Source organism: Streptomyces sp. NPDC051211 (assembly GCF_040689505.1).
In the GTDB taxonomy this organism is placed as follows: Bacteria; Actinomycetota; Actinomycetes; order Streptomycetales; family Streptomycetaceae; genus Streptomyces.
Map to the genome: position 1 here is coordinate 13,319 of NZ_JBFBAV010000018.1, position 24,972 is coordinate 38,290.

The 24,972-nt window shown below is 72.1% G+C and carries 21 protein-coding genes; 20 read left to right on the plus strand and 1 reads right to left on the minus strand.

Translation table 11 applies throughout. The annotated features are described in order from the left end of the window. Nucleotides 1–55 precede the first annotated feature (55 nt). The 4 genes from AB0447_RS19325 (at nucleotide 56) to nusB (ending at nucleotide 3,322) form a co-directional block, all read left to right on the plus strand. On the plus strand, nucleotides 56–712 hold the full coding sequence (locus AB0447_RS19325) for a GntR family transcriptional regulator (protein WP_366477897.1): 657 nt from the start codon (nucleotides 56–58) through the stop codon (nucleotides 710–712). A gap of 452 nt (nucleotides 713–1,164) precedes the next feature. Beyond that, complete coding sequence (locus AB0447_RS19330) at nucleotides 1,165–2,271, plus strand: aminopeptidase P family protein (RefSeq protein WP_366477898.1); 1,107 nt, start codon at nucleotides 1,165–1,167, stop codon at nucleotides 2,269–2,271. Between the two features lie 50 nt (nucleotides 2,272–2,321). Then, nucleotides 2,322–2,888: an elongation factor P gene (gene efp / locus AB0447_RS19335; protein ID WP_366477899.1), complete on the plus strand. Its 567-nt coding sequence runs from the start codon at nucleotides 2,322–2,324 to the stop codon at nucleotides 2,886–2,888. A 2-nt stretch (nucleotides 2,889–2,890) separates the two neighbouring features. Beyond that, complete coding sequence (gene nusB / locus AB0447_RS19340; protein ID WP_366477900.1) at nucleotides 2,891–3,322, plus strand: transcription antitermination factor NusB; 432 nt, start codon at nucleotides 2,891–2,893, stop codon at nucleotides 3,320–3,322. An 81-nt stretch (nucleotides 3,323–3,403) separates the two neighbouring features. On the opposite strand, the gene bldD is transcribed toward nusB, so the two are convergent. After that, nucleotides 3,404–3,904 carry a transcriptional regulator BldD gene (bldD, locus tag AB0447_RS19345; RefSeq protein WP_226733476.1) on the minus strand — a complete coding sequence of 167 codons (501 nt, stop codon included), beginning with the start codon at nucleotides 3,902–3,904 and terminating at the stop codon, nucleotides 3,404–3,406. A 247-nt stretch (nucleotides 3,905–4,151) separates the two neighbouring features. Between bldD and pyrR the strand changes: the two genes are divergently transcribed. The 16 genes from pyrR (at nucleotide 4,152) to AB0447_RS19425 (ending at nucleotide 24,921) form a co-directional block, all read left to right on the plus strand. Further along, a complete protein-coding gene (gene pyrR / locus AB0447_RS19350) occupies nucleotides 4,152–4,739 on the plus strand; it encodes a bifunctional pyr operon transcriptional regulator/uracil phosphoribosyltransferase PyrR (protein WP_366477901.1) in 588 nt (195 codons plus the stop codon). A 104-nt stretch (nucleotides 4,740–4,843) separates the two neighbouring features. Further along, nucleotides 4,844–5,836: an aspartate carbamoyltransferase catalytic subunit gene (locus AB0447_RS19355; protein ID WP_366477902.1), complete on the plus strand. Its 993-nt coding sequence runs from the start codon at nucleotides 4,844–4,846 to the stop codon at nucleotides 5,834–5,836. Nucleotides 5,837–5,838: 2 nt separating this feature from the next. Beyond that, the gene (locus tag AB0447_RS19360) at nucleotides 5,839–7,125 is read left to right on the plus strand and encodes a dihydroorotase (protein ID WP_366477903.1); all 1,287 of its coding nucleotides are present in this window, start codon (nucleotides 5,839–5,841) and stop codon (nucleotides 7,123–7,125) included. Next, the gene (locus AB0447_RS19365) at nucleotides 7,122–7,712 is read left to right on the plus strand and encodes a hypothetical protein (protein ID WP_366477904.1); all 591 of its coding nucleotides are present in this window, start codon (nucleotides 7,122–7,124) and stop codon (nucleotides 7,710–7,712) included. The genes AB0447_RS19360 and AB0447_RS19365 overlap by 4 nt, the downstream gene beginning before the upstream one ends. Then, nucleotides 7,709–8,857: a glutamine-hydrolyzing carbamoyl-phosphate synthase small subunit gene (gene carA, locus AB0447_RS19370; RefSeq protein ID WP_366477905.1), complete on the plus strand. Its 1,149-nt coding sequence runs from the start codon at nucleotides 7,709–7,711 to the stop codon at nucleotides 8,855–8,857. The genes AB0447_RS19365 and carA overlap by 4 nt, the downstream gene beginning before the upstream one ends. After that, a complete protein-coding gene (gene carB, locus AB0447_RS19375; RefSeq protein ID WP_366477906.1) occupies nucleotides 8,850–12,158 on the plus strand; it encodes a carbamoyl-phosphate synthase large subunit in 3,309 nt (1,102 codons plus the stop codon). Before carA ends, carB begins: the two co-directional genes overlap by 8 nt. An 88-nt stretch (nucleotides 12,159–12,246) precedes the next feature. Next, on the plus strand, nucleotides 12,247–13,356 hold the full coding sequence (locus AB0447_RS19380) for a quinone-dependent dihydroorotate dehydrogenase (protein WP_366477907.1): 1,110 nt from the start codon (nucleotides 12,247–12,249) through the stop codon (nucleotides 13,354–13,356). A gap of 53 nt (nucleotides 13,357–13,409) precedes the next feature. After that, entirely contained in the window at nucleotides 13,410–14,243 is an 834-nt protein-coding gene (pyrF, locus tag AB0447_RS19385) for an orotidine-5'-phosphate decarboxylase (protein WP_366478000.1), read from the plus strand. A gap of 280 nt (nucleotides 14,244–14,523) precedes the next feature. After that, a complete protein-coding gene (locus AB0447_RS19390) occupies nucleotides 14,524–14,847 on the plus strand; it encodes an integration host factor (RefSeq protein WP_016638838.1) in 324 nt (107 codons plus the stop codon). A gap of 61 nt (nucleotides 14,848–14,908) precedes the next feature. Continuing rightward, nucleotides 14,909–15,472, plus strand: coding sequence for a guanylate kinase (gmk, locus tag AB0447_RS19395; RefSeq protein ID WP_366477908.1), 564 nt, complete (start codon nucleotides 14,909–14,911; stop codon nucleotides 15,470–15,472). Between the two features lie 40 nt (nucleotides 15,473–15,512). Continuing rightward, entirely contained in the window at nucleotides 15,513–15,785 is a 273-nt protein-coding gene (gene rpoZ, locus AB0447_RS19400; RefSeq protein ID WP_004948662.1) for a DNA-directed RNA polymerase subunit omega, read from the plus strand. A 58-nt stretch (nucleotides 15,786–15,843) separates the two neighbouring features. Further along, complete coding sequence (coaBC, locus tag AB0447_RS19405; protein ID WP_366477909.1) at nucleotides 15,844–17,088, plus strand: bifunctional phosphopantothenoylcysteine decarboxylase/phosphopantothenate--cysteine ligase CoaBC; 1,245 nt, start codon at nucleotides 15,844–15,846, stop codon at nucleotides 17,086–17,088. 205 nt (nucleotides 17,089–17,293) lie between these two features. Then, nucleotides 17,294–18,502, plus strand: a complete 1,209-nt coding sequence (gene metK / locus AB0447_RS19410; RefSeq protein ID WP_366477910.1) for a methionine adenosyltransferase — start codon at nucleotides 17,294–17,296, stop codon at nucleotides 18,500–18,502. A 97-nt stretch (nucleotides 18,503–18,599) separates the two neighbouring features. Then, complete coding sequence (locus AB0447_RS19415) at nucleotides 18,600–20,732, plus strand: primosomal protein N' (RefSeq protein WP_366477911.1); 2,133 nt, start codon at nucleotides 18,600–18,602, stop codon at nucleotides 20,730–20,732. 177 nt (nucleotides 20,733–20,909) lie between these two features. Continuing rightward, nucleotides 20,910–24,482: a trypsin-like peptidase domain-containing protein gene (locus AB0447_RS19420; protein WP_366477912.1), complete on the plus strand. Its 3,573-nt coding sequence runs from the start codon at nucleotides 20,910–20,912 to the stop codon at nucleotides 24,480–24,482. Continuing rightward, complete coding sequence (locus tag AB0447_RS19425) at nucleotides 24,475–24,921, plus strand: CU044_2847 family protein (protein ID WP_366477913.1); 447 nt, start codon at nucleotides 24,475–24,477, stop codon at nucleotides 24,919–24,921. Before AB0447_RS19420 ends, AB0447_RS19425 begins: the two co-directional genes overlap by 8 nt. Nucleotides 24,922–24,972 lie beyond the last annotated feature (51 nt).

The window sequence follows — 24,972 nt, forward strand, 5'->3', positions numbered from 1 at the left end:
GTCCGCATGGTGGACGGGGCATCGGTTGCACGCCACATGTATCTATGCTGCGTCCATGCCGATGCCCGCAGCAGTGAAGCAGCCACCCGCCGCCGACCGTGTCTACCACCACGTCAAGCAGGGGGTACTGGACCGCCACTACGCGGGTGGCACCCTCCTCACCGAGGGCGAGCTCGCCGAGGCCGTCGGGGTCTCGCGGACCCCGGTGCGCGAGGCGCTGCTGCGGCTGGAGACCGAAGGGCTGATCAAGCTCTACCCGAAGAAGGGCGCGCTGGTGCTCGCCGTGTCCGCCCAGGAGATCGCGGACGTGGTCGAAACCCGGCGCCTGGTCGAGGAGTTCACGGTCCGCCGGGCCGTCCCGGCACCGCCCGCACTGCTGGCCCGGCTGGCGGAACTGCTGGAGGAGCAGCGCCGGCACGCGGAGGGCGGAGACCTCGGCGCGATGATGGCCGCCGACCGCTGCTTCCACGCGGAGATCGTCCGGCACGCGGGGAACCAGATCCTGGCCCGGCTCTACGACCAGCTGCGCGACCGGCAGTTGCGGATGGGCGTGGCCCTGCTGCACGCCCACCCCGACCGGATCGCCCGGTCCCTCGCCGAGCACGCGGAGATCCTGGACGCGCTGCAGTGCGGGGACGAGGAGGCTGCGGCGGGCGCCGTCCGCGGGCACATCGGGCGGGTCGAGGCGCTGGTCCGCGGGGCGGAGCGATGAGCGGGCCGCCGCCGCCCGCGGATCCCGCCGGCCCGGGCGACGCGCCGGGCGGGGCGTCCGGCTCCGCTGCCGCTGCCGCTGCCGCTGCCGACGGCGGGGCGTCCGGCTCCGCTGCGGGCGGGGCTGGAATCGGCGCCCCGGCCGGACCGGCCGGCGTCACAGCCGTGCCGCAGGTCGTGGCCGGGTGCGGCGCCGTTGCCGGGGGCCAGCCCCCGGACCCCCGCGCCTCAAACGCCGGCGGGGCTGGAATCGGCGCCACAGCGGGCCCGCGGCCGGGCGGGTTCGGCGCTGTTGCCGGGGGCCAGCCCCCGGACCCCCGCGCCTCAAACGCCGGCGGGGCTGGGTGGGCCTCAGACGTCGGTGGGGATGGGGGGTGGCGGGGCGGATTCGCGGGGGCCACGGGCGGACGCGCTCGGCGCGCCGAGCGGGCGGTGCGCTCATAGGCTCGAGGCATGTCAGACGTGTACGCCGCCCGCAGAGCCACGCTTCGCGACCGCTGCGCCGCCGCAGGCAATGGCGCCGCTCTGGTCACGCGTCCGGCCAATGTCCGCTACCTCGCCGGGGCCAGCCCGCGCGGGGCGGTGCTGCTGCTCGGGCCGGCCGAGGACGTGCTGTTCAGCGCCGACGCGCCCACCGGGGAGCCGGACGAGGGACGGCTCGACGACCGGCTGCGGGTCTCCGTGCTGCCCACCCCCGGCGGGGACCCCGCCGTGGCCGCGGCCGACCTCGCCGCGTCCGCCCGGGCGGAAACCCTGGCCGTCGAGGAACACCACCTCACCGTCGGCCGGCACCGCGCCCTCCGCTCCGTCGCGCCCGCCCTGCGCCTCACCGACCTCGGCACCGCCGTCGAGCAACAGCGCCTCGTCAAGGACGAGGAGGAGATCGCCTGCCTGCGGATCGCCGCCGAGATCGCCGATCAGGCCCTCGGGGAGCTGCTGGAGTCGATCCTGGTCGGCCGGACCGAACGGCACCTCGCCCTGGAGCTGGAGCGGCGGCTCGTCGACCACGGGGCCGACGGGCCCGCCTTCCCGACGTCCGTGGGCACCGGCCCGCACTCCGGCCGCTCCCGGCACCGGCCCTCGGACCGCCGGGTGGAGGAGGGCGACTTCCTCTCCGTCTGCCTCGGGGCGAACTACCGCGGCTACCGGTGCGAGATCGGCCGTACCTTCGTGATCGGCACCACTCCCGCCGACTGGCAGATCGAGCTGTACGACCTGGTGTTCGCCGCCCAGCGGGCCGGCCGCGAGGCCCTGCTGCCCGGTGCCGCCTACCGTGATGTCGATCATGCGGCGCGGTCCGTCCTGGACTCCGCGGGGCATGGAGAGGCCCTCTCGCCGCGGACGGGACACGGTGTGGGACTCGAAATCGACGAGGACCCGCAGCTTGCACCTACGGCCATGGGTAAACTGGACGCTTGCGTGCCGGTCACCGTCGAACCGGGGGTCCACCTCCCGGGCCGGGGCGGAGTCCGGATCGATGACACGCTCGTCGTACGCCCCGAGGCGGACGGCGGACCCGAGCTACTCACCATTACGACCAAGGAGCTGCTCGCGCTCTAGCTCTGCTGTGCGCGCGCCCGTGGTCAATCAGTCCAGGAGATTCCGCAACCGTGGCTTCCACGAACGACCTCAAGAACGGCATGGTGCTCAAGCTCGACGGGGGCCAGCTCTGGTCCGTCGTCGAGTTCCAGCACGTCAAGCCCGGCAAGGGCCCGGCCTTCGTGCGCACCAAGCTCAAGAACGTGCTCTCCGGCAAGGTCGTCGACAAGACCTTCAACGCGGGTGTGAAGGTCGACACGGCCACCATCGACCGCCGCGACATGCAGTTCTCCTACATGGACGGCGAGTACTTCGTCTTCATGGACATGGAGACCTACGACCAGCTGCACGTCGACAAGAAGGCCGTCGGCGACGCCGCCAACTTCCTGATCGAGGGCTTCACCGCCTCCGTGGCCCGCCACGAGGGCGCGGTGCTGTACGTCGAGCTCCCGGCCGCCGTCGAGCTGACCATCCAGCACACCGACCCGGGCGTCCAGGGCGACCGCTCCACCGGCGGCACCAAGCCGGCCACCCTGGAGACCGGCCACGAGATCCAGGTCCCGCTCTTCGTCACCACCGGCGAGAAGGTCAAGGTCGACACCCGCACCAGCGACTACCTCGGCCGGGTGAGCAGCTAACCGTGGCCGCTCGGAGCAACGCGCGCAAGCGCGCTTTCCAGATCCTCTTCGAGGCCGACCAGCGCGATGTTCCCGTGCGCGAGGTCCTCGCGGACTGGATCCGCCACTCGCGGAGCGACACCCGGCAGCCGCCCGTCACCGAGTTCACCATGACCCTCGTCGAGGGTTACGCCGAACGGGTGAACCGGATCGACGATCTGATCGCCACCTACGCCGTGGACTGGGATCTCGACCGGATGCCGGTCGCCGACCGCAACATCGTGCGGCTCGGCGCCTACGAGCTGATCTGGGTCGACGAGACCCCGGACGCCGTGGCCATCGACGAGGCCGTGCAGCTCGCCAAGGAGTTCTCCACGGACGACTCCCCGGCGTTCGTGAACGGCCTCCTGGGCCGGTTCAAGGACCTCAAGCCGAGTCTTCGCCGCAGCGAGTGACAGCAGGCAGCCGAAAGGGCCCGCAGCGCTGATGCGCTGCGGGCCCTTCCTGTACCGCGTATACGTTTCTGCAGGTCTGGCTCAGATCTCCTCGTGCGCCACCGCACGGCGGGCGTCCGCGTCCAGCACGCCCCAGCTGATCAGCTGCTCGGTCAGCACGGAGGGGGACTGGTCGTAGATGACCGCCAGCGTGCGCAGGTCGTCCTGGCGGATCGACAGCACCTTGCCGTTGTAGTCGCCGCGCTGGCTCTGGATGGTGGCCGCGTAGCGCTGCAGCGGGCCGGCCTTCTCGGCGGGCACGTGGGCCAGGCGCTCAAGGTCCAGACGCAGCTTCGGCGGCGGCTCGGCCGCACCGCCGGGAGTGGTGCCCGGCAGCAGTTCCTGCACCGGCACCCCGTAGAAGTCCGCCAGCTCGGCAAGGCGCTGGACGGTCACGGCGCGGTCCCCGCGCTCGTAGGAACCGACCACCACGGCCTTCCACCGGCCCTGGGACTTCTCCTCGACACCGTGGAGGGAGAGGCCCTGCTGGGTGCGGATGGCGCGGAGCTTGGCCCCGAGCTGTTTGGCGTATTCGCTGGACATAACGCTCCCGGACGCTGTGACGCTGTGACGACATGGACGCTGTGACGACATTGACCACGTGCGGCTCCGCCGCGCGGCTGGTAACTCACTGTGAGGTTACGCAGCGTTACTTGGCCGCGTCAAGCCGAATGGGTTCCCCAGCCCCCCGAGAGGGACCTCCCCCGAGCCCTGGTACCGTTGCTTCCGTACATCCGTACACGACGTCCTTTAAGAACCGTCCCGTGAGGCGGAGAAGGAGGTCCTTTTCATGGACGCTCAGGCTGCACAGATCCACCCCGATGCGGCGCGCCCCGTTCTGGAGGCGCAGGACATCGCGCGGGTTCTGACCCGCATCGCCCACGAGATCGTCGAACGCGCCAAGGGCGCCGACGACGTGGTGCTCCTCGGCATTCCGACCCGCGGTGTCTTCCTCGCCCGCCGGCTCGCCGCCAAGCTCGAAGAGATCACCGGCAGCAAGGTCCCGGTCGGCTCCCTCGACATCACCATGTACCGCGACGACCTGCGGATGAAGCCCGCCCGCGCGATCGGCCGCACCGAGATCCCCGGTGACGACATCGACGGCCGGCTCGTGGTCCTCGTCGACGACGTGCTCTTCTCCGGCCGCACCATCCGCGCCGCCCTGGACGCCCTCGGCGCCCTCGGCCGCCCCCGTGCCGTGCAGCTCGCGGTCCTGGTCGACCGCGGCCACCGCGAACTGCCGATCCGCGCCGACTACGTCGGCAAGAACCTCCCCACGTCGCTGCGGGAGGCCGTCAAGGTCCAGCTCCAGGAGGAGGACGGCCGCGATGCCGTACTGCTCGGCCAGCGGACCGACCGGGCAGCCGGGCAGCAGTAAGCCCGACCGAGTGACAGGCCCGGTGGACCGGGTCTGCCGCCGCGCCCTGCCCTGCCCGCATCTCCAGCCACCCGCTGAACCTCCACGACCTACGGAGCACCCAGATGAAGCGTCACCTCATCTCGGCCGCCGACCTCACCCGCGACGACGCCGTCCTCATCCTCGACACCGCCGAGGAGATGGCCCGGGTCGCGGACCGGCCGATCAAGAAGCTGCCCACCCTGCGCGGCCGCACGATCTGCAACCTCTTCTTCGAGGACTCGACCCGCACCCGGATCTCGTTCGAGGCCGCCGAGAAGCGTCTCTCCGCCGACGTCATCAACTTCGCCGCCAAGGGCTCCAGCGTCTCCAAGGGCGAATCCCTCAAGGACACCGCGCAGACCCTGGAGGCCATGGGCGTCGACGCCGTGGTCATCCGGCACGGCGCCTCCGGCGCCCCCTACCGGCTGGCGAACTCCGGCTGGATCGACGCCCCGGTGATCAACGCCGGCGACGGCACCCACCAGCACCCCACCCAGGCCCTGCTCGACGCCTTCACCATGCGCCGCCGCCTGGTCGGCCGGGACGCAGGCCTCGGCAAGGGCCTCGACGGCCGCCGCATCACCCTCGTCGGCGACGTCCTGCACAGCCGGGTCGCCCGCTCCAACGTGGACCTGCTGCACACCCTCGGCGCCGAGGTCACCCTGGTGGCCCCGCCCACCCTGGTCCCGGTCGGCGTCGAGACCTGGCCCTGCGAGGTCTCGTACAGCCTCGACGAGGTGCTGCCGAAGTCCGACGCGGTGATGATGCTGCGTGTGCAGCGCGAACGGATGAACGCCGCCTTCTTCCCGACCGAGCGGGAGTACTCCCGCCGGTACGGCCTGGACGCCGTGCGCATGGCGAAGATGCCGGAGCACGCCATCGTGATGCACCCCGGCCCCATGGTCCGCGGCATGGAGATCACCGCCGAGGTCGCCGACTCCGACCGCTGCACGGTCGTCGAGCAGGTCGCCAACGGCGTCTCCGTCCGGATGGCCGTCCTCTACCTGCTGCTCGGCGGCTCCGAGCCCGCCGTCACCACCACCCCCGCCGCCGCGCGCACCGAGGAGAACAAGTAACCATGAGCAAGATCCTTATCCGTGGCGCGAAGGTACTGGGCGGCGAGCCGCAGGACGTCCTGATCGACGGCGAGACCATCGCGGAGGTCGGCACCGGCCTGTCCGCCGAGGGCGCCACCGTCATCGAGGCCGAGGGCCAGGTCCTCCTCCCCGGCCTCGTCGACCTGCACACCCACCTCCGCGAGCCGGGCCGCGAGGACTCCGAGACCGTCCTCACCGGCACCCGCGCCGCCGCCACCGGCGGCTACACCGCCGTCTTCGCCATGGCGAACACCTTCCCCGTCGCCGACACCGCCGGCGTGGTCGAGCAGGTCTGGCGGCTCGGCAAGGAGTCCGGCTACTGCGACGTGCAGCCCATCGGCGCCGTCACCGTCGGGCTGGAGGGCAAGAAGCTCTCCGAGCTCGGCGCCATGCACGAGTCCGCCGCCAAGGTCACCGTCTTCTCCGACGACGGCAAGTGCGTCGACGACGCCGTGATCATGCGCCGCGCCCTGGAGTACGTGAAGGCCTTCGGCGGCGTCGTCGCCCAGCACGCCCAGGAGCCCCGCCTCACCGAGGGCGCCCAGATGAACGAGGGCATCGTCTCCGCCGAGCTCGGCCTCGGCGGCTGGCCGGCCGTCGCCGAGGAGTCGATCATCGCCCGCGACGTGCTCCTCGCCGAGCACGTCGGCTCCCGCGTGCACATCTGCCACCTCTCCACCGCCGGCTCCGTCGAGATCGTCCGCTGGGCCAAGTCCCGCGGCATCGACGTCACCGCCGAGGTCACCCCGCACCACCTCCTCCTCACCGACGAGCTGGTCCGCTCGTACAACCCGGTCTACAAGGTCAACCCGCCGCTGCGCACCGAGCGCGACGTCATGGCCCTGCGCGAGGCGCTCGCCGACGGCACCATCGACATCGTCGCCACCGACCACGCCCCGCACCCGCACGAGGACAAGGACTGCGAGTGGGCCGCCGCCGCCATGGGCATGGTGGGCCTGGAGACCGCGCTGTCCGTGGTCCAGCAGACGATGGTGGAGACCGGACTGCTCGACTGGGCGGGGGTCGCGGACCGCATGTCCGCCGCTCCCGCGCGCATCGGCAGCCTGCCGAACCACGGCCGACCCGTCTCGGCAGGTGAACCCGCGAACCTGACGCTGGTCGATACCTCGTACCGTGGTGTCGTGGACCCCGCACACTTCGCCTCCCGCAGCCGCAACACGCCTTACGAGGGCCGTGAGCTGCCGGGTCGCGTCACTCACACCTTCCTGCGGGGCCGGGCAACGGTCGTGGACGGGAAACTGGCGTGACACCTGCAGTAATCCATCTGGCCGCCGAGGCCGCCGAACGGAAGTCGGCGGAGGTGACGGACTGGGGCGCGCGGATCGCGTGGATCATCGGTCTGGTCGTCTTCATCGCATTCGTGTACTGGCTGATGCGGCAGGGCTGGAAATGGCGGGGGGCCCTGCAGAACGATCTGCCGGAGCTGCCCGCCGCCCCCGGCGGACTCCCCGAGCACCGGCTGGCCCTGACCGGCCGGTACCACGGGTCGACCACGGCCGGGCAGTGGCTCGACCGGATCGTCGCGCACGGTCTGGGCGTCCGCAGCCGGGTCGAACTGACGCTCACCGACGTCGGCCTCGATGTGGTCCGTCCGGGCGCCACCGATTTCTTCGTACCGGCCGCGCAGCTGCGCGGCGCCCGCCTCGACAAGGGAATCGCGGGCAAGGTACTCACCGAGGGCGGTCTGCTCGTCGTCACATGGGCGCACGGCGACAAGCTGATCGACTCCGGATTCCGCTCCGACCGCGCGGCCGAGCACGCCGCCTGGGTCGAAGCGGTCAACACCCTCACTCCACAGAACCAATCCATCACGACGGAAGGCGCCGAACGATGACGACCTCCACCAGGGGAGCCGCGAAAGCTCCCGCCGTACTCGTCCTGGAGGACGGCCGCATCTTCCGCGGACGCGCCTACGGGGCCGTGGGGGAGACCTTCGGCGAGGCCGTGTTCTCCACCGGCATGACCGGCTACCAGGAGACCCTCACCGACCCGTCGTACCACCGCCAGGTCGTGGTGATGACCGCCCCGCACGTCGGCAACACCGGCGTCAACGACGAGGACCCCGAGTCCTCCCGTATCTGGGTGAGCGGCTACGTCGTGCGCGACCCCGCCCGCATCCCGTCCAACTGGCGCTCGCAGCGCTCCCTGGACGAAGAGCTCGCCAAGCAGGGCGTCGTCGGCATCTGCGGCATCGACACCCGGGCCCTGACCCGCCACCTGCGCGAGCGCGGCGCCATGCGCGTCGGCATCTTCTCCGGCCAGGCCTGGACCGGCGTCCGCGACGAGGCCCTGCTCGCCAAGGTGCAGGCCTCCCCGCAGATGAAGGGCGCCAACCTGTCCGCCGAGGTCGCCACCAAGGAGGCGTACGTCGTCCCCGCGATCGGCGAGAAGAAGTTCACCGTCGCCGCCGTGGACCTCGGCATCAAGGGCATGACCCCGCACCGGATGGCCGAGCGCGGCATCGAGGTGCACGTGCTGCCCGCCACCGCAGGCGTCGAGGACATCCAGGCGGTCAACCCCGACGGCGTGTTCTTCTCCAACGGCCCGGGCGACCCGGCCACCGCCGACCACGCCGTCTCCGTCATGCAGGGCGTGCTGGAGCGCAAGATCCCGCTCTTCGGCATCTGCTTCGGCAACCAGATCCTCGGCCGCGCGCTCGGCTTCGGCACCTACAAGCTGAAGTACGGCCACCGCGGCATCAACCAGCCGGTCCAGGACCGCACCACCGGCAAGGTCGAGATCACCGCGCACAACCACGGCTTCGCCGTCGACGCGCCCCTCGACAAGGTCTCCGAGACCCCCTACGGCCGCGCCGAGGTCTCCCACGTCTGCCTCAACGACAACGTGGTGGAGGGCCTCCAGCTGCTCGACCAGCCGGCCTTCAGCGTCCAGTACCACCCCGAAGCAGCCGCGGGCCCGCACGACGCCGCGTACCTCTTCGACCGCTTCGTATCCCTGATGGAGGCCGAGCGTGCCTAAGCGCACCGATATCCAGTCCGTCCTGGTCATCGGCTCCGGCCCGATCGTCATCGGCCAGGCCGCCGAGTTCGACTACTCCGGCACCCAGGCCTGCCGCATCCTCAAGGCCGAGGGCCTGCGGGTCATCCTGGTGAACTCCAACCCGGCGACGATCATGACCGACCCGGAGATCGCCGACGCCACGTACGTCGAGCCGATCACCCCCGAGTTCGTCGAGAAGATCATCGCCAAGGAGCGCCCCGACGCGCTCCTGCCGACCCTCGGCGGCCAGACCGCCCTGAACACCGCCATCTCCATGCACGAGCAGGGTGTGCTGGAGAAGTACGGTGTCGAGCTCATCGGCGCCAACGTCGAGGCCATCAACAAGGGCGAGGACCGCGACCTCTTCAAGGGAGTCGTCGAAGCCGTCAAGGCCAAGATCGGTTACGGCGAGTCCGCCCGCTCGGTCATCTGCCACTCGATGGACGACGTCCTCGCGGGCGTCGACACCCTCGGCGGCTACCCCGTCGTCGTCCGCCCCTCCTTCACCATGGGCGGCGCCGGCTCCGGCTTCGCCCACGACGAGGAAGAGCTGCGCCGCATCGCCGGCCAGGGCCTGACGCTCTCCCCGACCACCGAGGTGCTCCTGGAGGAGTCCATCCTCGGCTGGAAGGAGTACGAGCTGGAGCTGATGCGCGACAAGGCCGACAACGTCGTGGTCGTCTGCTCCATCGAGAACTTCGACCCGATGGGCGTGCACACCGGTGACTCGATCACCGTCGCCCCGGCGATGACCCTCACCGACCGCGAGTACCAGCGGCTCCGCGACATCGGCATCGCGATCATCCGCGAGGTCGGCGTCGACACCGGCGGCTGCAACATCCAGTTCGCGATCAACCCGGACGACGGCCGCGTCATCGTCATCGAGATGAACCCGCGCGTCTCCCGTTCCTCGGCGCTCGCGTCGAAGGCCACCGGCTTCCCGATCGCCAAGATCGCCGCCAAGCTGGCCATCGGCTACACGCTCGACGAGGTCCCCAACGACATCACCGAGAAGACCCCGGCCTCCTTCGAGCCGACCCTCGATTACGTCGTCGTCAAGGCCCCGCGCTTCGCCTTCGAGAAGTTCCCGCTGGCCGACGCCACCCTCACCACCACCATGAAGTCGGTGGGCGAGGCCATGGCCATCGGCCGCAACTTCACCGAGGCGCTGCAGAAGGCCCTGCGCTCCCTGGAGAAGAAGGGCTCGCAGTTCACCTTCGTCGGCGAGCCCGGGGACAAGGACGAACTGCTGCGCACCGCGGTCCGCCCGACCGACGGCCGCATCAACACCGTCATGCAGGCCATCCGGGCCGGCGCCACCCAGGAGGAGGTGTTCGAGGCCACCAAGATCGACCCGTGGTTCGTCGACCAGCTCTTCCTGATCAAGGAGATCGCCGACGACCTGGCCGCCGCCGAGAAGCTCCAGCCCGAGCTGCTCGCCGAGGCCAAGCGCCACGGCTTCTCCGACGCCCAGATCGCCGAGATCCGCGGCCTGCGCGAGGACGTCGTCCGCGAGGTCCGGCACGCCCTCGGTGTCCGCCCGGTCTACAAGACGGTCGACACCTGCGCCGCCGAGTTCGCCGCCAAGACCCCGTACTTCTACTCGTCCTACGACGAGGAGAGCGAGGTCGCGCCGCGCGAGAAGCCGGCCGTCATCATCCTGGGCTCCGGCCCGAACCGCATCGGCCAGGGCATCGAGTTCGACTACTCCTGCGTCCACGCCTCCTTCGCGCTCAGCGAAGCCGGCTACGAGACCGTGATGGTCAACTGCAACCCGGAGACCGTCTCCACCGACTACGACACCTCCGACCGCCTGTACTTCGAGCCGCTGACGCTCGAGGACGTGCTGGAGATCGTCCACGCCGAGTCCCTGGCCGGCCCGATCGCCGGTGTGGTCGTCCAGCTCGGCGGCCAGACCCCGCTCGGCCTCGCCCAGGCCCTCAAGGACAACGGCGTACCCGTAGTCGGCACCCCGCCGGAGGCCATCCACGCCGCCGAGGACCGCGGTGCCTTCGGCCAGGTCCTGCTCGAGGCCGGCCTGCCCGCCCCCAAGCACGGCACCGCCACCACCTTCGCCGGAGCCAAGGCCATCGCCGACGAGATCGGCTACCCGGTTCTCGTCCGCCCGTCCTACGTGCTCGGCGGCCGCGGCATGGAGATCGTCTACGACGAGGCGCGCCTGGAGGCGTACATCGCCGAGTCCACCGAGATCTCCCCGACCCGCCCCGTGCTGGTCGACCGCTTCCTCGACGACGCCATCGAGATCGACGTCGACGCCCTCTACGACGGCACCGAGCTCTACCTCGGCGGCGTCATGGAGCACATCGAGGAAGCCGGCATCCACTCCGGCGACTCGGCCTGCGCACTGCCCCCGATCACCCTCGGCGGCTTCGACATCAAGCGGCTGCGCGCCTCCACCGAGGCCATCGCCAAGGGCGTCGGCGTACGCGGCCTGATCAACATCCAGTTCGCGATGGCCGGCGACATCCTCTACGTCCTGGAGGCCAACCCGCGCGCCTCCCGGACCGTGCCCTTCACCTCGAAGGCCACCGCCGTCCCGCTCGCGAAGGCCGCCGCCCGCATCTCGCTCGGCGCCACCGTCGCCGAGCTGCGCGCCGAGGGCCTGCTGCCGAAGACCGGCGACGGCGGCACCCTGCCGATCGACGCGCCGATCTCCGTCAAGGAGGCCGTCATGCCGTGGTCGCGGTTCCGCGACATCCACGGCCGCGGCGTGGACACCGTCCTCGGCCCGGAGATGCGCTCCACCGGCGAGGTCATGGGCATCGACGCGGTCTTCGGCACGGCGTACGCCAAGTCGCAGGCCGGCGCCTACGGACCGCTGCCCACCAAGGGCCGGGCGTTCATCTCCGTCGCCAACCGCGACAAGCGCACGATGATCTTCCCGGCGCGCGAGCTGGTCGCCCACGGCTTCGAGCTGATGGCGACCTCGGGCACCGCCGAGGTGCTGCGCCGCAACGGCATCAACGCCACCGTGGTGCGCAAGCTCAGCGAGGGCGAGGGCCCGAACGGCGAGAAGACCATCGTCCAGTTGATCCACGACGGCCAGGTCGACCTGATCGTCAACACCCCGTACGGCACGGGTGGCCGCCTCGACGGCTACGAGATCCGTACGGCGGCCGTGGCGCGCGGCGTCCCGTGCCTGACCACGGTCCAGGCGCTGGCCGCCGCCGTCCAGGGCATCGACGCGCTCAACCACGGCGACGTGGGCGTCCGCTCGCTCCAGGAGCACGCGGAGCGCCTGACCGCGGCCCGCGACTAGCAGCCCGTACGAGGCAGGGGGACACCGGTTACTCAACGGGTGTCCCCCTTCTCATGACCGCACGAGGGACGTAAGGGACTCAACGACGATGTACAAGCTCTTCTTCAACCTGGTCTTCAAGCGGATGGACCCGGAGCAGGCCCACTACCTGGCCTTCCGCTGGATCCGGCTCGCCGCCCGCACCCCGGTGCTCCGCACCTTCGTCGCGGCGGCGCTGGCCCCCCGCTACGAGACCCTCCGCACCGAGGCGCTGGGCCTGCGCATGCACGGCCCGTTCGGCCTCGCCGCCGGCTTCGACAAGAACGCGGTCGCCATCGACGGCATGTCCATGCTCGGCTTCGACCACATCGAGATCGGCACCGTCACCGGGCAGGCCCAGCCCGGCAACCCCAAGAAGCGGCTGTTCCGGCTCGTCCCGGACCGGGCGCTGATCAACCGGATGGGCTTCAACAACGAGGGCTCCGAGGCCGTCGCCGAGCGGCTGGCGACCCGCAAGCCCGTCTTCCGGACCGTCGTCGGCGTCAACATCGGCAAGACCAAGGTCGTGCCCGAGGCCGAGGCCGCCTCCGACTACGTGCTGTCCACCGAACGCCTCGCCCGCCACGCCGACTACCTCGTGGTGAACGTCTCCTCGCCCAACACCCCCGGCCTGCGCAACCTCCAGGCCACCGAATCCCTGCGGCCGCTGCTCACCGCGGTCCGCGAGGCCGCCGACCGCACGGTCACCGACCGCCGGGTCCCGCTGCTCGTCAAGATCGCCCCGGATCTGGCCGACGAGGACGTGGACGCGGTCGCCGACCTGGCGCTGGAGCTGGGCCTGGACGGCATCATCGCCACCAACACCACCATCGCCCGGGAGGGCCTGGGGCTGAAGTCCTCGCCCGCCCTCGTCAAGGAGACCGGCGGGTTGTCCGGCGCGCCCGTCAAGGAGCGGTCGCTGGAGGTCCTGCGCCGCCTCTACGCCCGCGTGGGCGACCGCCTGGTGCTGGTGGGCGTCGGCGGCATCGAGAACGCCGAGGACGCCTGGCAGCGGATCCTGGCCGGCGCCACCCTGGTCCAGGGCTACAGCGCCTTCATCTACGAGGGCCCCTTCTACGCCCGAGCCGTCCACAAGGGCCTGGCCGCGCGCCTGGCCGCCAGCCCGTACGCGACCCTCGCAGAAGCGGTGGGCGCCGAAACCCGAAAGGCCGCGAAGTGACCCTGTCCCACCCGTCGCCCGACCACCGCCCCCCATCGGCGCCCTCCGGGCGGCTGGTCCCTTTCGGCACCCGCCTGCGCTCCGCGATGGACGAGCGCGGCCCGCTGTGCGTCGGCATCGACCCGCACGCCGCCCTGCTCTCCTCCTGGGGCCTGAACGACGACATCGCCGGCCTGGAGCGGTTCTCCCGCACCGTGGTCGAGGCACTGGCCGACCAGGTCGCCGTCTTCAAGCCGCAGGCCGCCTTCTTCGAACGGTTCGGCTCGCGCGGGATCGCGGTGCTGGAGCGTACGGTGGCCGACGCGCGGGCCGCGGGCACGCTGGTCGTCATGGACGCCAAGCGCGGGGACATCGGCTCGACGATGGCCGCGTACGCGGAGACCTTCCTGCGGAAGGACTCCCCGCTGTTCTCGGACGCGCTGACGGTCTCCCCGTACCTGGGCTACGGCTCGCTGAAGCCCGCGGTGGACCTGGCGCGGGAATCGGGCGCCGGCCTGTTCGTGCTGGCCCTCACCTCCAACCCGGAGGGCGCGGAGGTCCAGCGGGCGGTCCGCGAGGACGGCCGGACGATCGGCGCGACCATGCTGGCGCACCTGGCGGCGGAGAACGCGGGCGCCTCGCCCCTGGGCTCCTTCGGAGCCGTCGTGGGCGCCACGCTCGGCGACCTGTCCTCCTTCGACCTGGACATCAACGGGCCGCTGCTGGCGCCCGGCATCGGGGCGCAGGGGGCGACGGCGGCGGACCTCCCGGCGGTCTTCGGCGCGGCCGTGCGCAACGTGGTCCCGAACGTCTCGCGGGGCGTCCTGAAGCACGGTCCGGACGTCGGGTCCCTGCGGGCCTCGGCCCGCGCCTTCGCGGACGAGATCCGCGCGGCGGTCGGGGCATAGTCGCTCGTCATGGGATGCAGTCGGGCTCGCACACTGCTTGACCTGACGAAATCAGAGGTCCACGACCGGACAAAACCGGGGTAGTTTGTCTGTGATGTACGGTTCAGTGGAGGCTGACCAGGACTTTTCGTCCGTTCTCGCTGACTGGAGCGGCCCTGGCCGCTAGTCTCCGACCAGAGCGAACGAGAGCAACAGCTGTTCGTTGCGCTCGCCTGGTGTGGCGCCACCGCGTTGCCCACCGGTCCGTATCCGACAGTTCGACATCCGAGGTGACGTAGGCGTGGCTCTTCCGCCCCTTACCCCTGAACAGCGCGCAGCCGCGCTCGAAAAGGCCGCCGCGGCTCGCCGGGAGCGGGCCGAGGTCAAGAATCGACTCAAGCACTCCGGCGCCTCCCTCCACGAGGTCATCAAGCAGGGACAGGAGAACGACGTCATCGGCAAGATGAAGGTCTCCGCCCTCCTGGAGTCCCTGCCCGGCGTGGGCAAGGTCCGCGCCAAGCAGATCATGGAGCGCCTCGGCATCTCCGAGTCCCGACGTGTTCGGGGTCTCGGTTCCAACCAGATCGCCTCTCTGGAGCGCGAGTTCGGCGGCAGCGGCGCCTGAGGCGTCGCCCGAAGTTCTCCCGGCGTTCTCAGGCAGTCCCTGGAACCTGGATAATCGCTTCATGGCAGCAGAGGTTCGTCCGCGGCTGACCGTGCTCTCCGGCCCCTCAGGGGTCGGTAAGAGCACGGTCGTCGCGCATATGCGCAAGGTCCACCCGGAGGTATGGCTCTCGGTGTCGGCCACCACCCGTAAGCCGCGACCCGGTGAGCGGCACGGCGTCCACTACTTTTTCGTCACCGACGACGAGTTCGACAAGCTGATCGCCAACGGCGAGCTGCTGGAGTGGGCGGAGTTCGCGGGCAACCGCTACGGCACCCCCCGGGCGGCGGTGCTCGAACGGCTCGACAACGGTGAGCCGGTGCTGCTGGAGATCGACCTGCAGGGCGCGCGGCTGGTCCGCGAGTCCATGCCCGAGGCGCTGCTGGTCTTCCTGGCCCCGCCGGGCTGGGAGGAGCTGGTCCGCCGGCTCACCGGCCGGGGCACCGAATCGGCGGAGGTGATCGCGCGCCGGCTCGCCGCCGCCAAGATCGAGCTCGCCGCCGAATCCGAGTTCGACACCACCCTGGTCAACACCTCCGTCGAGGACGTGGCGCGTGAGCTGCTAGCCTTGATGGAAGTTGTTTGATCGTTTGTTTGATCATTTATCCATCTTCGGAAGGTAGAGCGTGTCCTCTTCCATCACCGCGCCCGAGGGCATCATCAACCCGCCGATCGACGAGCTGCTCGAGGCTACTGACTCGAAGTACAGTCTCGTGATCTACGCGGCAAAGCGCGCGCGTCAGATCAACGCGTACTACTCGCAGCTCGGTGAGGGCCTGCTCGAGTACGTCGGCCCGCTGGTGGACACCCACGTCCACGAGAAGCCGCTTTCGATCGCGCTGCGCGAGATCAACGCGGGTCTGCTGACCTCCGAGGCCATCGAGGCCCCGGCCCAGTAAGGCACGACATTCCTTCACCACAGGCCCGGCAGTGCTTCTGCCGGGCCTGTGGTGTGTCATGGGTACCGACGACAACCGATCCACGGGAGAAGCAGTGGGCAGCAAGCCGAAGGTCGTGCTGGGGGTCAGCGGCGGGATCGCCGCCTACAAGGCCTGCGAGCTGCTGCGGCGGCTGACCGAGTCCGGGCACGACGTGCGCGTGGTGCCGACCGAGTCGGCGCTGCACTTCGTCGGCGAGGCCACCTGGGCCGCCCTCTCCGGCAACCCCGCCTCCACCGAGGTCTGGGAGACCGTCCACGAGGTGCCCCACGTCCGGATCGGCCAGGGCGCCGACCTCGTCGTCGTCGCCCCCGCCACCGCCGACATGCTGGCCAAGGCCGCCCACGGCCTCGCCGACGACCTGCTGACGAACACGCTGCTCACCGCCCGCTGCCCGGTGGTCTTCGCCCCCGCCATGCACACCGAGATGTGGGAGCACCCCGCCACCCAGGAGAACGTGGCCACCCTGCGCCGGCGCGGCGCGCTGGTCATCGAGCCCGCCGTCGGCCGGCTCACCGGCAAGGACACCGGCAAGGGCCGGCTGCCCGACCCCGAGGAGATCTTCGAGGTCTGCCGCAGGGTGCTCGCGCGCGGGATCACCGAACCCGACCTGGCCGGCCGCCACGTGGTGATCAGCGCCGGCGGAACCCGCGAACCCCTCGACCCGGTCCGCTACCTCGGCAACCGGTCCTCCGGCAAGCAGGGGTACGCCCTCGCCCGCACCGCCGTGGCCCGCGGCGCCCGCGTCACCCTGATCGCGGCCAACACCGCCCTGCCCGACCCGGCCGGGGCGGACGTGGTCCGCGTAGGGACGGCCGTACAGCTGCGCGAGGCGGTGCTCAAGGCGGCGACCGACGCGGACGCCGTGGTCATGGCCGCCGCCGTGGCCGATTTCCGGCCCGCCGACTACGCCTCGGGCAAGATCAAGAAGAAGGACGGGCAGGAGCCGGCGCCGGTCGCCCTCGTACGGAACCCCGACATCCTCGCGGAGATCTCCGCCCGCCGGGCCCGCCCCGGCCAGGTCGTGGTCGGCTTCGCCGCCGAGACCGACGAGGTCCTCGCCAACGGGCGCAGCAAGCTGCTCCGCAAGGGCTGCGACCTGCTGGTGGTCAACGAGGTCGGCGAACGCAAGACGTTCGGGTCCGAAGAGAACGAAGCGGTGATCCTTGCATCCGACGGCGCAGAGACCCCTGTGCCCTACGGTCCGAAGGAAATCCTCGCCGATGTGGTCTGGGACCACGTGACGCCGCGGCTGGCGACCTGACAGGCTTGATCAACGAACCTTGTTCCGGGGCTCCGTATCGGGTCAGAATGGAGTGCCGCAGGTCACAGAGCTCCCAGAAGGCGAGACAGGTGGTCTTGCGGGGGGTGTCGCCCGATAAGCTGAACCCGGAACGAGTCCGGGCGCAGCCCCCGGTACCGCACCGCCAAATGCTCAGCCAGCAGCCGCTGCAACCCCAGGGAGCGATGTGTCCCGCCGTCTCTTCACCTCGGAGTCCGTCACCGAGGGCCACCCCGACAAGATCGCTGACCAGATCAGCGACACCATTCTCGATGCCCTGCTGCGCGAGGACCCCACGTCCCGCGTCGCCGTGGAGACCCTGATCACCACCGGTCTGGTCCACATCGCGGGCGAGGTGACCACCAAGGCCTACGCGCCGATCGCCCAGCTGGTCCGCGAGAAGATCCTCGAGATCGGCTACGACTCCTCGAAGAAGGGCTTCGACGGCGCCTCCTGCGGCGTGTCGGTGTCCATCGGCGCGCAGTCCCCGGACATCGCACAGGGCGTCGACACCGCGTACGAGACCCGAGTCGAGGGCGACGAGGACGAGCTCGACAAGCAGGGCGCCGGCGACCAGGGCCTGATGTTCGGTTACGCGACCGACGAGACCCCCGAGCTGATGCCGCTGCCGATCCACATCGCGCACCGGCTCTCCCGCCGCCTGTCCGAGGTCCGCAAGAACGGGACCATCCCGTACCTGCGCCCCGACGGCAAGACCCAGGTCACCATCGAGTACGACGGCGACAAGGCCGTCCGCCTCGACACCGTCGTCGTCTCCTCGCAGCACGCCGCGGACATCGACCTCGACTCGCTGCTCGCGCCCGACATCCGCGAGTTCGTCGTCGAGCACGTGCTGAAGGAGCTCGTCGAGGACGGCATCAAGCTGGACACCGAGGGCTACCGCCTGCTGGTCAACCCGACCGGGCGCTTCGAGATCGGCGGCCCGATGGGCGACGCCGGCCTCACCGGCCGCAAGATCATCATCGACACCTACGGCGGCATGGCCCGCCACGGTGGCGGCGCCTTCTCCGGCAAGGACCCGTCCAAGGTCGACCGTTCCGCCGCCTACGCCATGCGCTGGGTCGCCAAGAACGTCGTGGCCGCCGGCCTCGCCTCGCGCTGCGAGGTCCAGGTCGCGTACGCGATCGGCAAGGCCGAGCCGGTCGGTCTCTTCGTCGAGACCTTCGGCACCGCCAAGGTGGACGTCGCGAAGATCGAGCACGCCATCGCCGAGGTCTTCGACCTCCGCCCGGCCGCGATCATCCGCGACCTCGACCTGCTGCGCCCGATCTACGCCCAGACCGCCGCGTACGGCCACTTCGGCCGTGAGCTGCCGGACTTCACCTGGGAGCGCACCGACCGCGTGGACGCGCTGCGCGCGGCCGCCGGCCTGTAAGCAGCCGGTCAGTAAGCAGGAAGCACGACGGAGGGCCCGGACCGGGAACGGTCCGGGCCCTCCGCCGTTGTCGGTGGCGTTTGGTAAGAATGCTGCTGTGAGCAGCGAGAACGAGTCGGAGGAGCGGGCCGCGGACGGGAGTCCGGGCGGGCCGCCGGAGCAGCTCGCGCTCATCCGCGACATGGTCGCCGAAGCCAGGGCCAAGGCACCCAAGGCCAAACCGCGGACCTGGCGGGGCGCCGCCGTCGCCGCCGACCTGCCGGTCGCCCGGATCCTGGTCAACAAGGGCGTGCTCCACCTCGACCAGCTCTGGGACTACGCCGTCCCCGAGGAGCTCTCCGAGGCCGCGCAGCCCGGCGTCCGGGTCCGGGTGCGGTTCGGCGCCGGCGCGCACCACGTGCACGGCGGGCGCCGCGAGGGCGGCGGCCTGATCGACGGCTTCATCGTGGAGCGCCGGGCCGACACCGACTACCACGGCCCGCTGGCCGCCCTCGCCCACGTGGTCTCGCCCGAGGTGGTCCTCACCCCGCGGATGCTCGCGCTGGCCCGGGCCGTCGCCGACCGGTACGCGGGCAGCCTGGCCGACGTACTGCAGCTGGCCCTGCCGCCGCGCAACGCCCGCGCCGAAGCCAAGCCATCCCCGGAGCCGCTGCCGCCGCCCGCCGCCCCCGACCCGGGCGGCTGGGCCCGCTACCCGGCCGGGCCCGGCTTCCTGCGCGCCCTCGCCGAGGGCGGCAGCCCACGGGCCGTCTGGACGGCGCTGCCCGGCCCCGGCTGGGCCGACGAACTGGCCCGCGCCATCGCCGCGACCCTCGCCTCGGGGCGGGGCGCGCTCGCGGTCCTGCCCGACGGCCGGACGGCCGGCCGGGTGGACGCGGCGCTCACCGCCCTGCTCGGCGAGGGCCGGCACGCCCTCCTCACCGCCGAATCCGGCCCGGAGAAGCGGTACCGGCAGTGGCTGGCCGTCCACCGGGGGTCGGTGCGCGCGGTCATCGGCACCCGGGCCGCCATGTTCGCGCCGGTCCGGGACCTGGGCCTGGTGGCGGTCTGGGACGACGGCGACTCCAGCCACAGCGACGACAACGCGCCCTTCCCGCACGTCCGGGAAGTCCTGGAACTACGGGCGGTCGGCGACGGCTGCGGCTTCCTGGCCGGCAGCACCGGCTGCACCGTGGAGGCCGCCCAGCTGGTCGAATCCGGCTGGGCGCGGCCGCTGGTCGCCGACCGGGAGACGGTACGGGCCGCCGCGCCGCGGATCAGGACCGTCGGCGACGAACTGCTGGCCCGGGACGAGGCGGCCCGCGCGGCCCGGCTGCCCAGCCTGGCGTGGGAGACCGTACGGGAGGGCCTCAAGACCGGGCCGGTACTGGTGCAGGTGCCGCGGCGCGGCTATGTGCCCCGGCTGGCGTGCGAGCGCTGCCGGACCCCGGCCCGGTGCCGGGCCTGCGCGGGACCGCTGGAGGCGCCCGACGAGCGGGATCTGACCTGCGGCTGGTGCGGGCGGCCGGAGCCGTCCTGGCACTGCGAGGAGTGCGGGTCGTTCCGGCTGCGCGCGCAGGTGGTGGGGGCGCGGCGGACGGCCGAGGAGCTGGGCCGGGCCTTTCCCGCCGTCCCGGTCCGCACCTCCGGCCGGGACCACATTCTGGACCTGGTGCCGGACCGTCCGGCGCTGGTGGTGTCCACGCCCGGCGCCGAACCGGTCGCGGCCGGGGAGGGCTATGCGGCCGGGCTGCTGCTGGACGGGTGGGCCATGCTCGGCCGGCCCGACCTGCGGGCCGGCGAGGAGGCACTGCGCCGCTGGCTCGCGGCGGCGTCGCTGGTCCGGGCGGACGGCACGGTCGTGGTGGTGGCCGAGCCGACGCTGCGGCCGGTCCAGGCGCTGGTGCGCTGGGATCCCGTGGGGCACGCGCTGCGGGAGCTGGCGGAGCGGGCGCAGCTGGGATTCCCGCCGGTGTCGCGGATGGCGTCGGTGGCGGGGCGGGCGGAAGCGGTCGAATCCTTCCTGGCGGCGGCGGAACTCCCGCCGGACGCGGAAATCCTGGGTCCGGTGCCGCTGCCGGGCCGGCGCGGTGCCCCCTCGCCCGGGGAGCGGGCCTTGATCCGGGTCCCGCCGGGGAGCGGGGCCGCGCTGGCGGCGGCCCTGAAGTCGGCGCAGGCGGCCAGAACCGCGCGGGGGCTGCCGGCCGCCGATGCGGTACGTGTCCGGGTAGACCCCCTGGACATCGGCTGACACCGCGTTAGCCTGCTGGGGTGCGTGAGGGGGAAGCGGGCTGCACGTGCGGGTCCGGTGCCGCGCCGTTGCCGGGGGCCGGCCCCCGGACCCCTGCGCCTGGAACGCCGGCGGGGCGGGACGTGCCCCTGCCGGGTGGGCTGGTGCGGCGCCGTTGTCGGGGGAAAGGGGGCCGCTGTGGACGCGGTCAGTGCAGCGCCGAGCGACGCGGCGGTCGCGCGGATCCTGGACGCGGGGGGCGTGCCCCACGGGGCGGGGTTCCGCGCGGGGCAGCGCGAGGTGATCACCTGCGCCCATGTCGTCGCCAAGGCGCTCGGCATGCCGGACGACACCCGGGAAGCCCCGGACGGCCGGCTGTGGATCGACTTCCCGCTCGCCGCGCGCGGCACCCGGGTAGAGGCCCGGATCGGCACCTGGACCCCGGTAGGGCCCGACGGCTCCGGCGACGTCGCCGTCCTGCGGCTGCTCACCGACCCGCCGGCCCGGGTGCCCATCGCCCGGCTGGTGGAGCACGGAGCGGCCGCCGACCGGCGGGTCCGTACGTTCGGCTTCCCGGCGGGCTACGACCTCGGCGCCTGGAGCGTGGGCTGGCTGCGCGGGGCCACCGGGACGGGCTGGCTCCAGTACGACGCGGATCCGGCCAGCGAGCACCGCGTGGTTCCCGGCTTCTCCGGCGCACCCGTCTGGGACGTCGCCGAGGGCGGCGTGGTCGGCATCGTGGTCGCCGCCGACGACCGGGCCGATGTGCGCACCGGCTATCTGATCCCGACCGAGGATCTGCGCGAGAGCTGGTCGGGGCTGCTCGAGACGGCCCTGCCCGCTTGCCCGTTCCGCTCCCTGGAGCCCTTCGAGGAGCGCGACGCCCCTTTCTTCCACGGCCGCGCGGAACCCGCCCGCCGGATCGCCGACCTGCTGGGCCACGCCCCGGTGACCAACCTCGTCGGGCCTTCCGGCTGCGGCAAGTCCTCCCTGCTGTTCGCGGGGGTGCTGCCGCTGCTGCGCGGGCGGCCGGGGCTGGAGGTCGTGGTCTTCCGCCCCGGGCGGCTGGGCCGCTCCCCGCTGGAGGCGCTCGCGCTGGCCCTGCTGCCGCTGCTGGAGCCCGACCTGACCGAGACCGCCCGGCTGGCCGAGTTACCGGCGCTGGCCGGGTTGTTGGCGGAGGGCCGGATCGCCGATGTCGTCGAGCGGCTGCTCGGCCGGCAGGGCAAGGACCGGCTCCTGGTGGTCGTCGACCAGTTCGAGGAGGCCCTCACCGGGACCGAGCGGGCCGATGTCGACGCGCTCGCCGCCGCGCTGGCGTACAGCCTGCACCCGGGCTCCCGGCTCAGGATCGTCACCACCCTGCGCGCCGACTTCCTCACCCCGGTCCTCGGCCACCCGGGGCTGGCCCCGCTGTTCGCCGGCGACCGGCTGTTCACGGTCGGAGCGATGTCGGACGAGGAACTGCGGGAGGCCGTGGTCCGCCCGCCGGAGGCCAGTGGGGTCTCCTACGAGCCCGGCCTGGTCGACCGCCTCCTGGACGACGTAGGGACCGATCCGGGCCGGCTGCCGCTGCTGGAGTTCACCCTGACCAGGCTGTGGGAGCGGCAGCGGCACGGCCGGATCGGCCACGCCGCGTACGAGTCCCTGGGCCGGGTCCACGACGCCCTGGTCACCCACGCCGAACAGATCTGGACGGGCGCCCTCAGCGAAACCGAACAGCGCGCCGCCCGGGCCCTGCTGGTCCAGCTCGTCCACCCGGGCGACGGCGGCACCGCCCCCACCCGGCGCACCCTGGCCCGCTCCGAACTCCGCCCCGAGCAGTGGCGGCTGGCCCAGCGTCTGATGACCACCCGCCTGGTCGTGCCGGGCGAGGACTACCACAGGGACGGGGGCCCGCCCGAGGAGACCGTGGAACTGGCCCACGAGACCCTGCTGACCCAGTGGGGCAGGCTGCGCGCGTACTTCGAGCAGGACCGGGAGTTCCGGACGTGGCAGGAGGGCATCCGGCGCGCCATCGCCGTGTGGTCCGCCGACGCGCGGCCCGCGCGACGCCTGCTGCGCGGCCAGGAACTGCGGGACGCGCGCAAGTGGCGCACCGGCCGGCCGGGCGAGCTGCGGCCCTCCGAGGAGGCGTTCATCGCGGCGAGCGAGCGGGGGCGGCGCCGGCGGGCGACCGTGGCCACCGCCCTGGTCGCGGTGCTGGCGCTGCTGGGCGGTGGGGGTTTCCTGGTGTGGCAGACCGGCGTCAACGAGGACAAGGCGGGGCAGGCGGCGGAGGTGCTGCTCCAGCAGTCGCGGGATGCGGAGGCCGACATGGGCGGCGACGGCGCGTACACGGCCCTGCTGCTGGCGCTCCGCGCCTACCGGACGGACGACAGCGGGCAGACCCGCGCCCGGCTCGGCGAGCTCCACGCACGCTACGGATTCGCCGACGTGCTCGCGCCGCGCCACGGCATCCAGGAGGGGGCGCTGCTGGGTCTGACGGGGCGGTCCGGGCAGTTCGCCACCGGTGCCGGCGGCCGGGTGACCGCCGCGCGGTCGGCCGCCGGCGAGGTGCTGGTGCTGCGCCGGGATGGCGCGGGGCTGCGCAGGACGGGCACCGGCCGCCAAGCGGACGTGGTGGCGGTCAGCCCGGACGGGACGGTGCTGGCCATGACCCGGTCCATGCTCGCGTCGTTGCCCACCGCGGCGCCCTCCGAGCCCGCGGACCTGCGCGGCCTTCCGGTGGAGCTGTATGACGTACAGGGCGGGACGTTCCGGGAACTGGAGCGGCCTGCGGAGGGCGACCTGGTCAGGGACACGGACCTCGACCTCGGGCTCTCGGAGGTCCCCGGGCTCGGTGTGGACCTGCCGGACATCGCGCTGCCGGACATCCCCGGCTTCGACCGGCTGCCGACGACGTACGAGCGCTTCGCCTTCACCCCCGACTCCACCGTGCTGGTGGCGAAGACGGGTCCGGCGAACAAGGTGGGGCGCCTGGTGTTGTGGAACGTGGCCGACGGACGGATCAGGAAGACCATGCCGGGCCTGCCCGAGCTGGTGGACGAGATGTGGCCGAGTGCCGGCGGCGACCAGCTCCTCACGCTGAAAGAGGGGATGGACCTGTCCATCACCCTGAAGGTGTGGGATCTGCGCGGCAAGGCTCCGGCGGTGAGCCGGGAGACGCGGTTCAAACCCCCGGCGTCCGGCATGACGACCGTGGACCTGAGTCCCGGCCTGACCCGGCTGGCGGTGGTCGAGGGCGGTGTCGAGGGCATGGTGCTGAAGCAGCGGCTGACCGTGCAGGAGCTGCCGGGCGGCAGGGTCGTACGGCAGGAGGCGATCACGCAGCAGGAGAACGTTTCCGGGGTGAGCGTGACCGACGAGGGCGACCGGACGCTGCTCTACAGCACCGCATTGCTTCCGTTGGCCGGTGCCCCCGAGCCCGGGCCGGTCGTGCGGATCGGCGGGACCTGGCAGGTCGACCTGGCGGGTACCGCTGCCGAGCCCGCGGCGGTGCTGTCGGACCGGGGGCTGGTGGCCGTCGTCGGGCCGGGCGGGGACGATCCGGTGGGCCGGCTGCCCGCTCCGGCCGGCAAGGACCAGGAGAAGGACAAGGACAAGGACAAGGGCCAGGCCCCGGTCAGCGCGGGTGAAGCCGCCCGGGCGATGGCCGCGTTCTGCCGGATCCTCGGGGACGAGACACTTCCGGCCTCCGTGGAGGGCAAGCTGCCCTACGGGGCCCATCGGGGGCCGCTGTGCGAGGGATTGGACGGAACGCGTGGCTGAGGAGACACAGCTCATCCGGGTGCCGCTGGAGGGCGGCGACCATGTGGTGTTGGAGGTCGGGCGGGCCGGTTCCGGGATCGTCCGGGCCGCGCGGCCGGGGGAGATCGCGGGGACCGCAGCCCGGACGCTGACGGAGAGCTTCGACCAGGTGGCGGCCGCCGCCGCGGCCCTGCTGGACCGGCTGGCCGGCCTGGCCACCCCGCCGAGCACCGTCGAGGTGGAACTCGGGGTGAAGATCAACGCGGAGGCCGGGGCCGTGATCGCCAAGACGGCGGCGGAAGGCAACTTCGCCGTGCGGCTGACCTGGGAACGGGGCGCGGAGCCCCGCACCGACTCCGCGCCCGGCGTGGATTCCGCGGGCTCCGTGGGCTCCGCCGGCTCCGAGCCCGGCGGCGATTCCGCGGGCTCCGCGGTGCCCGGAGCGCGGGCGTCCTCCTGAGCGGACGCCGAAGAACCGCCGGGCGCCGTGGTGCGGGCGCCGGGCGGTCCT

Excerpts from the sequence above, each read along its gene's own strand:
- AB0447_RS19325 (WP_366477897.1), top strand. The coding sequence starts at position 56 with ATGCCGATGCCCGCAGCAGTGAAGCAGCCACCCGCCGCCGACCGTGTC.
- AB0447_RS19330 (WP_366477898.1), top strand. The coding sequence starts at position 1,165 with ATGTCAGACGTGTACGCCGCCCGCAGAGCCACGCTTCGCGACCGCTGC.
- bldD (WP_226733476.1), bottom strand. The coding sequence starts at position 3,904 with ATGTCCAGCGAATACGCCAAACAGCTCGGGGCCAAGCTCCGCGCCATC.
- pyrR (WP_366477901.1), top strand. The coding sequence starts at position 4,152 with ATGGACGCTCAGGCTGCACAGATCCACCCCGATGCGGCGCGCCCCGTT.
- AB0447_RS19355 (WP_366477902.1), top strand. The coding sequence starts at position 4,844 with ATGAAGCGTCACCTCATCTCGGCCGCCGACCTCACCCGCGACGACGCC.
- AB0447_RS19360 (WP_366477903.1), top strand. The coding sequence starts at position 5,839 with ATGAGCAAGATCCTTATCCGTGGCGCGAAGGTACTGGGCGGCGAGCCG.
- carA (WP_366477905.1), top strand. The coding sequence starts at position 7,709 with ATGACGACCTCCACCAGGGGAGCCGCGAAAGCTCCCGCCGTACTCGTC.
- AB0447_RS19380 (WP_366477907.1), top strand. The coding sequence starts at position 12,247 with ATGTACAAGCTCTTCTTCAACCTGGTCTTCAAGCGGATGGACCCGGAG.
- gmk (WP_366477908.1), top strand. The coding sequence starts at position 14,909 with ATGGCAGCAGAGGTTCGTCCGCGGCTGACCGTGCTCTCCGGCCCCTCA.
- coaBC (WP_366477909.1), top strand. The coding sequence starts at position 15,844 with ATGGGTACCGACGACAACCGATCCACGGGAGAAGCAGTGGGCAGCAAG.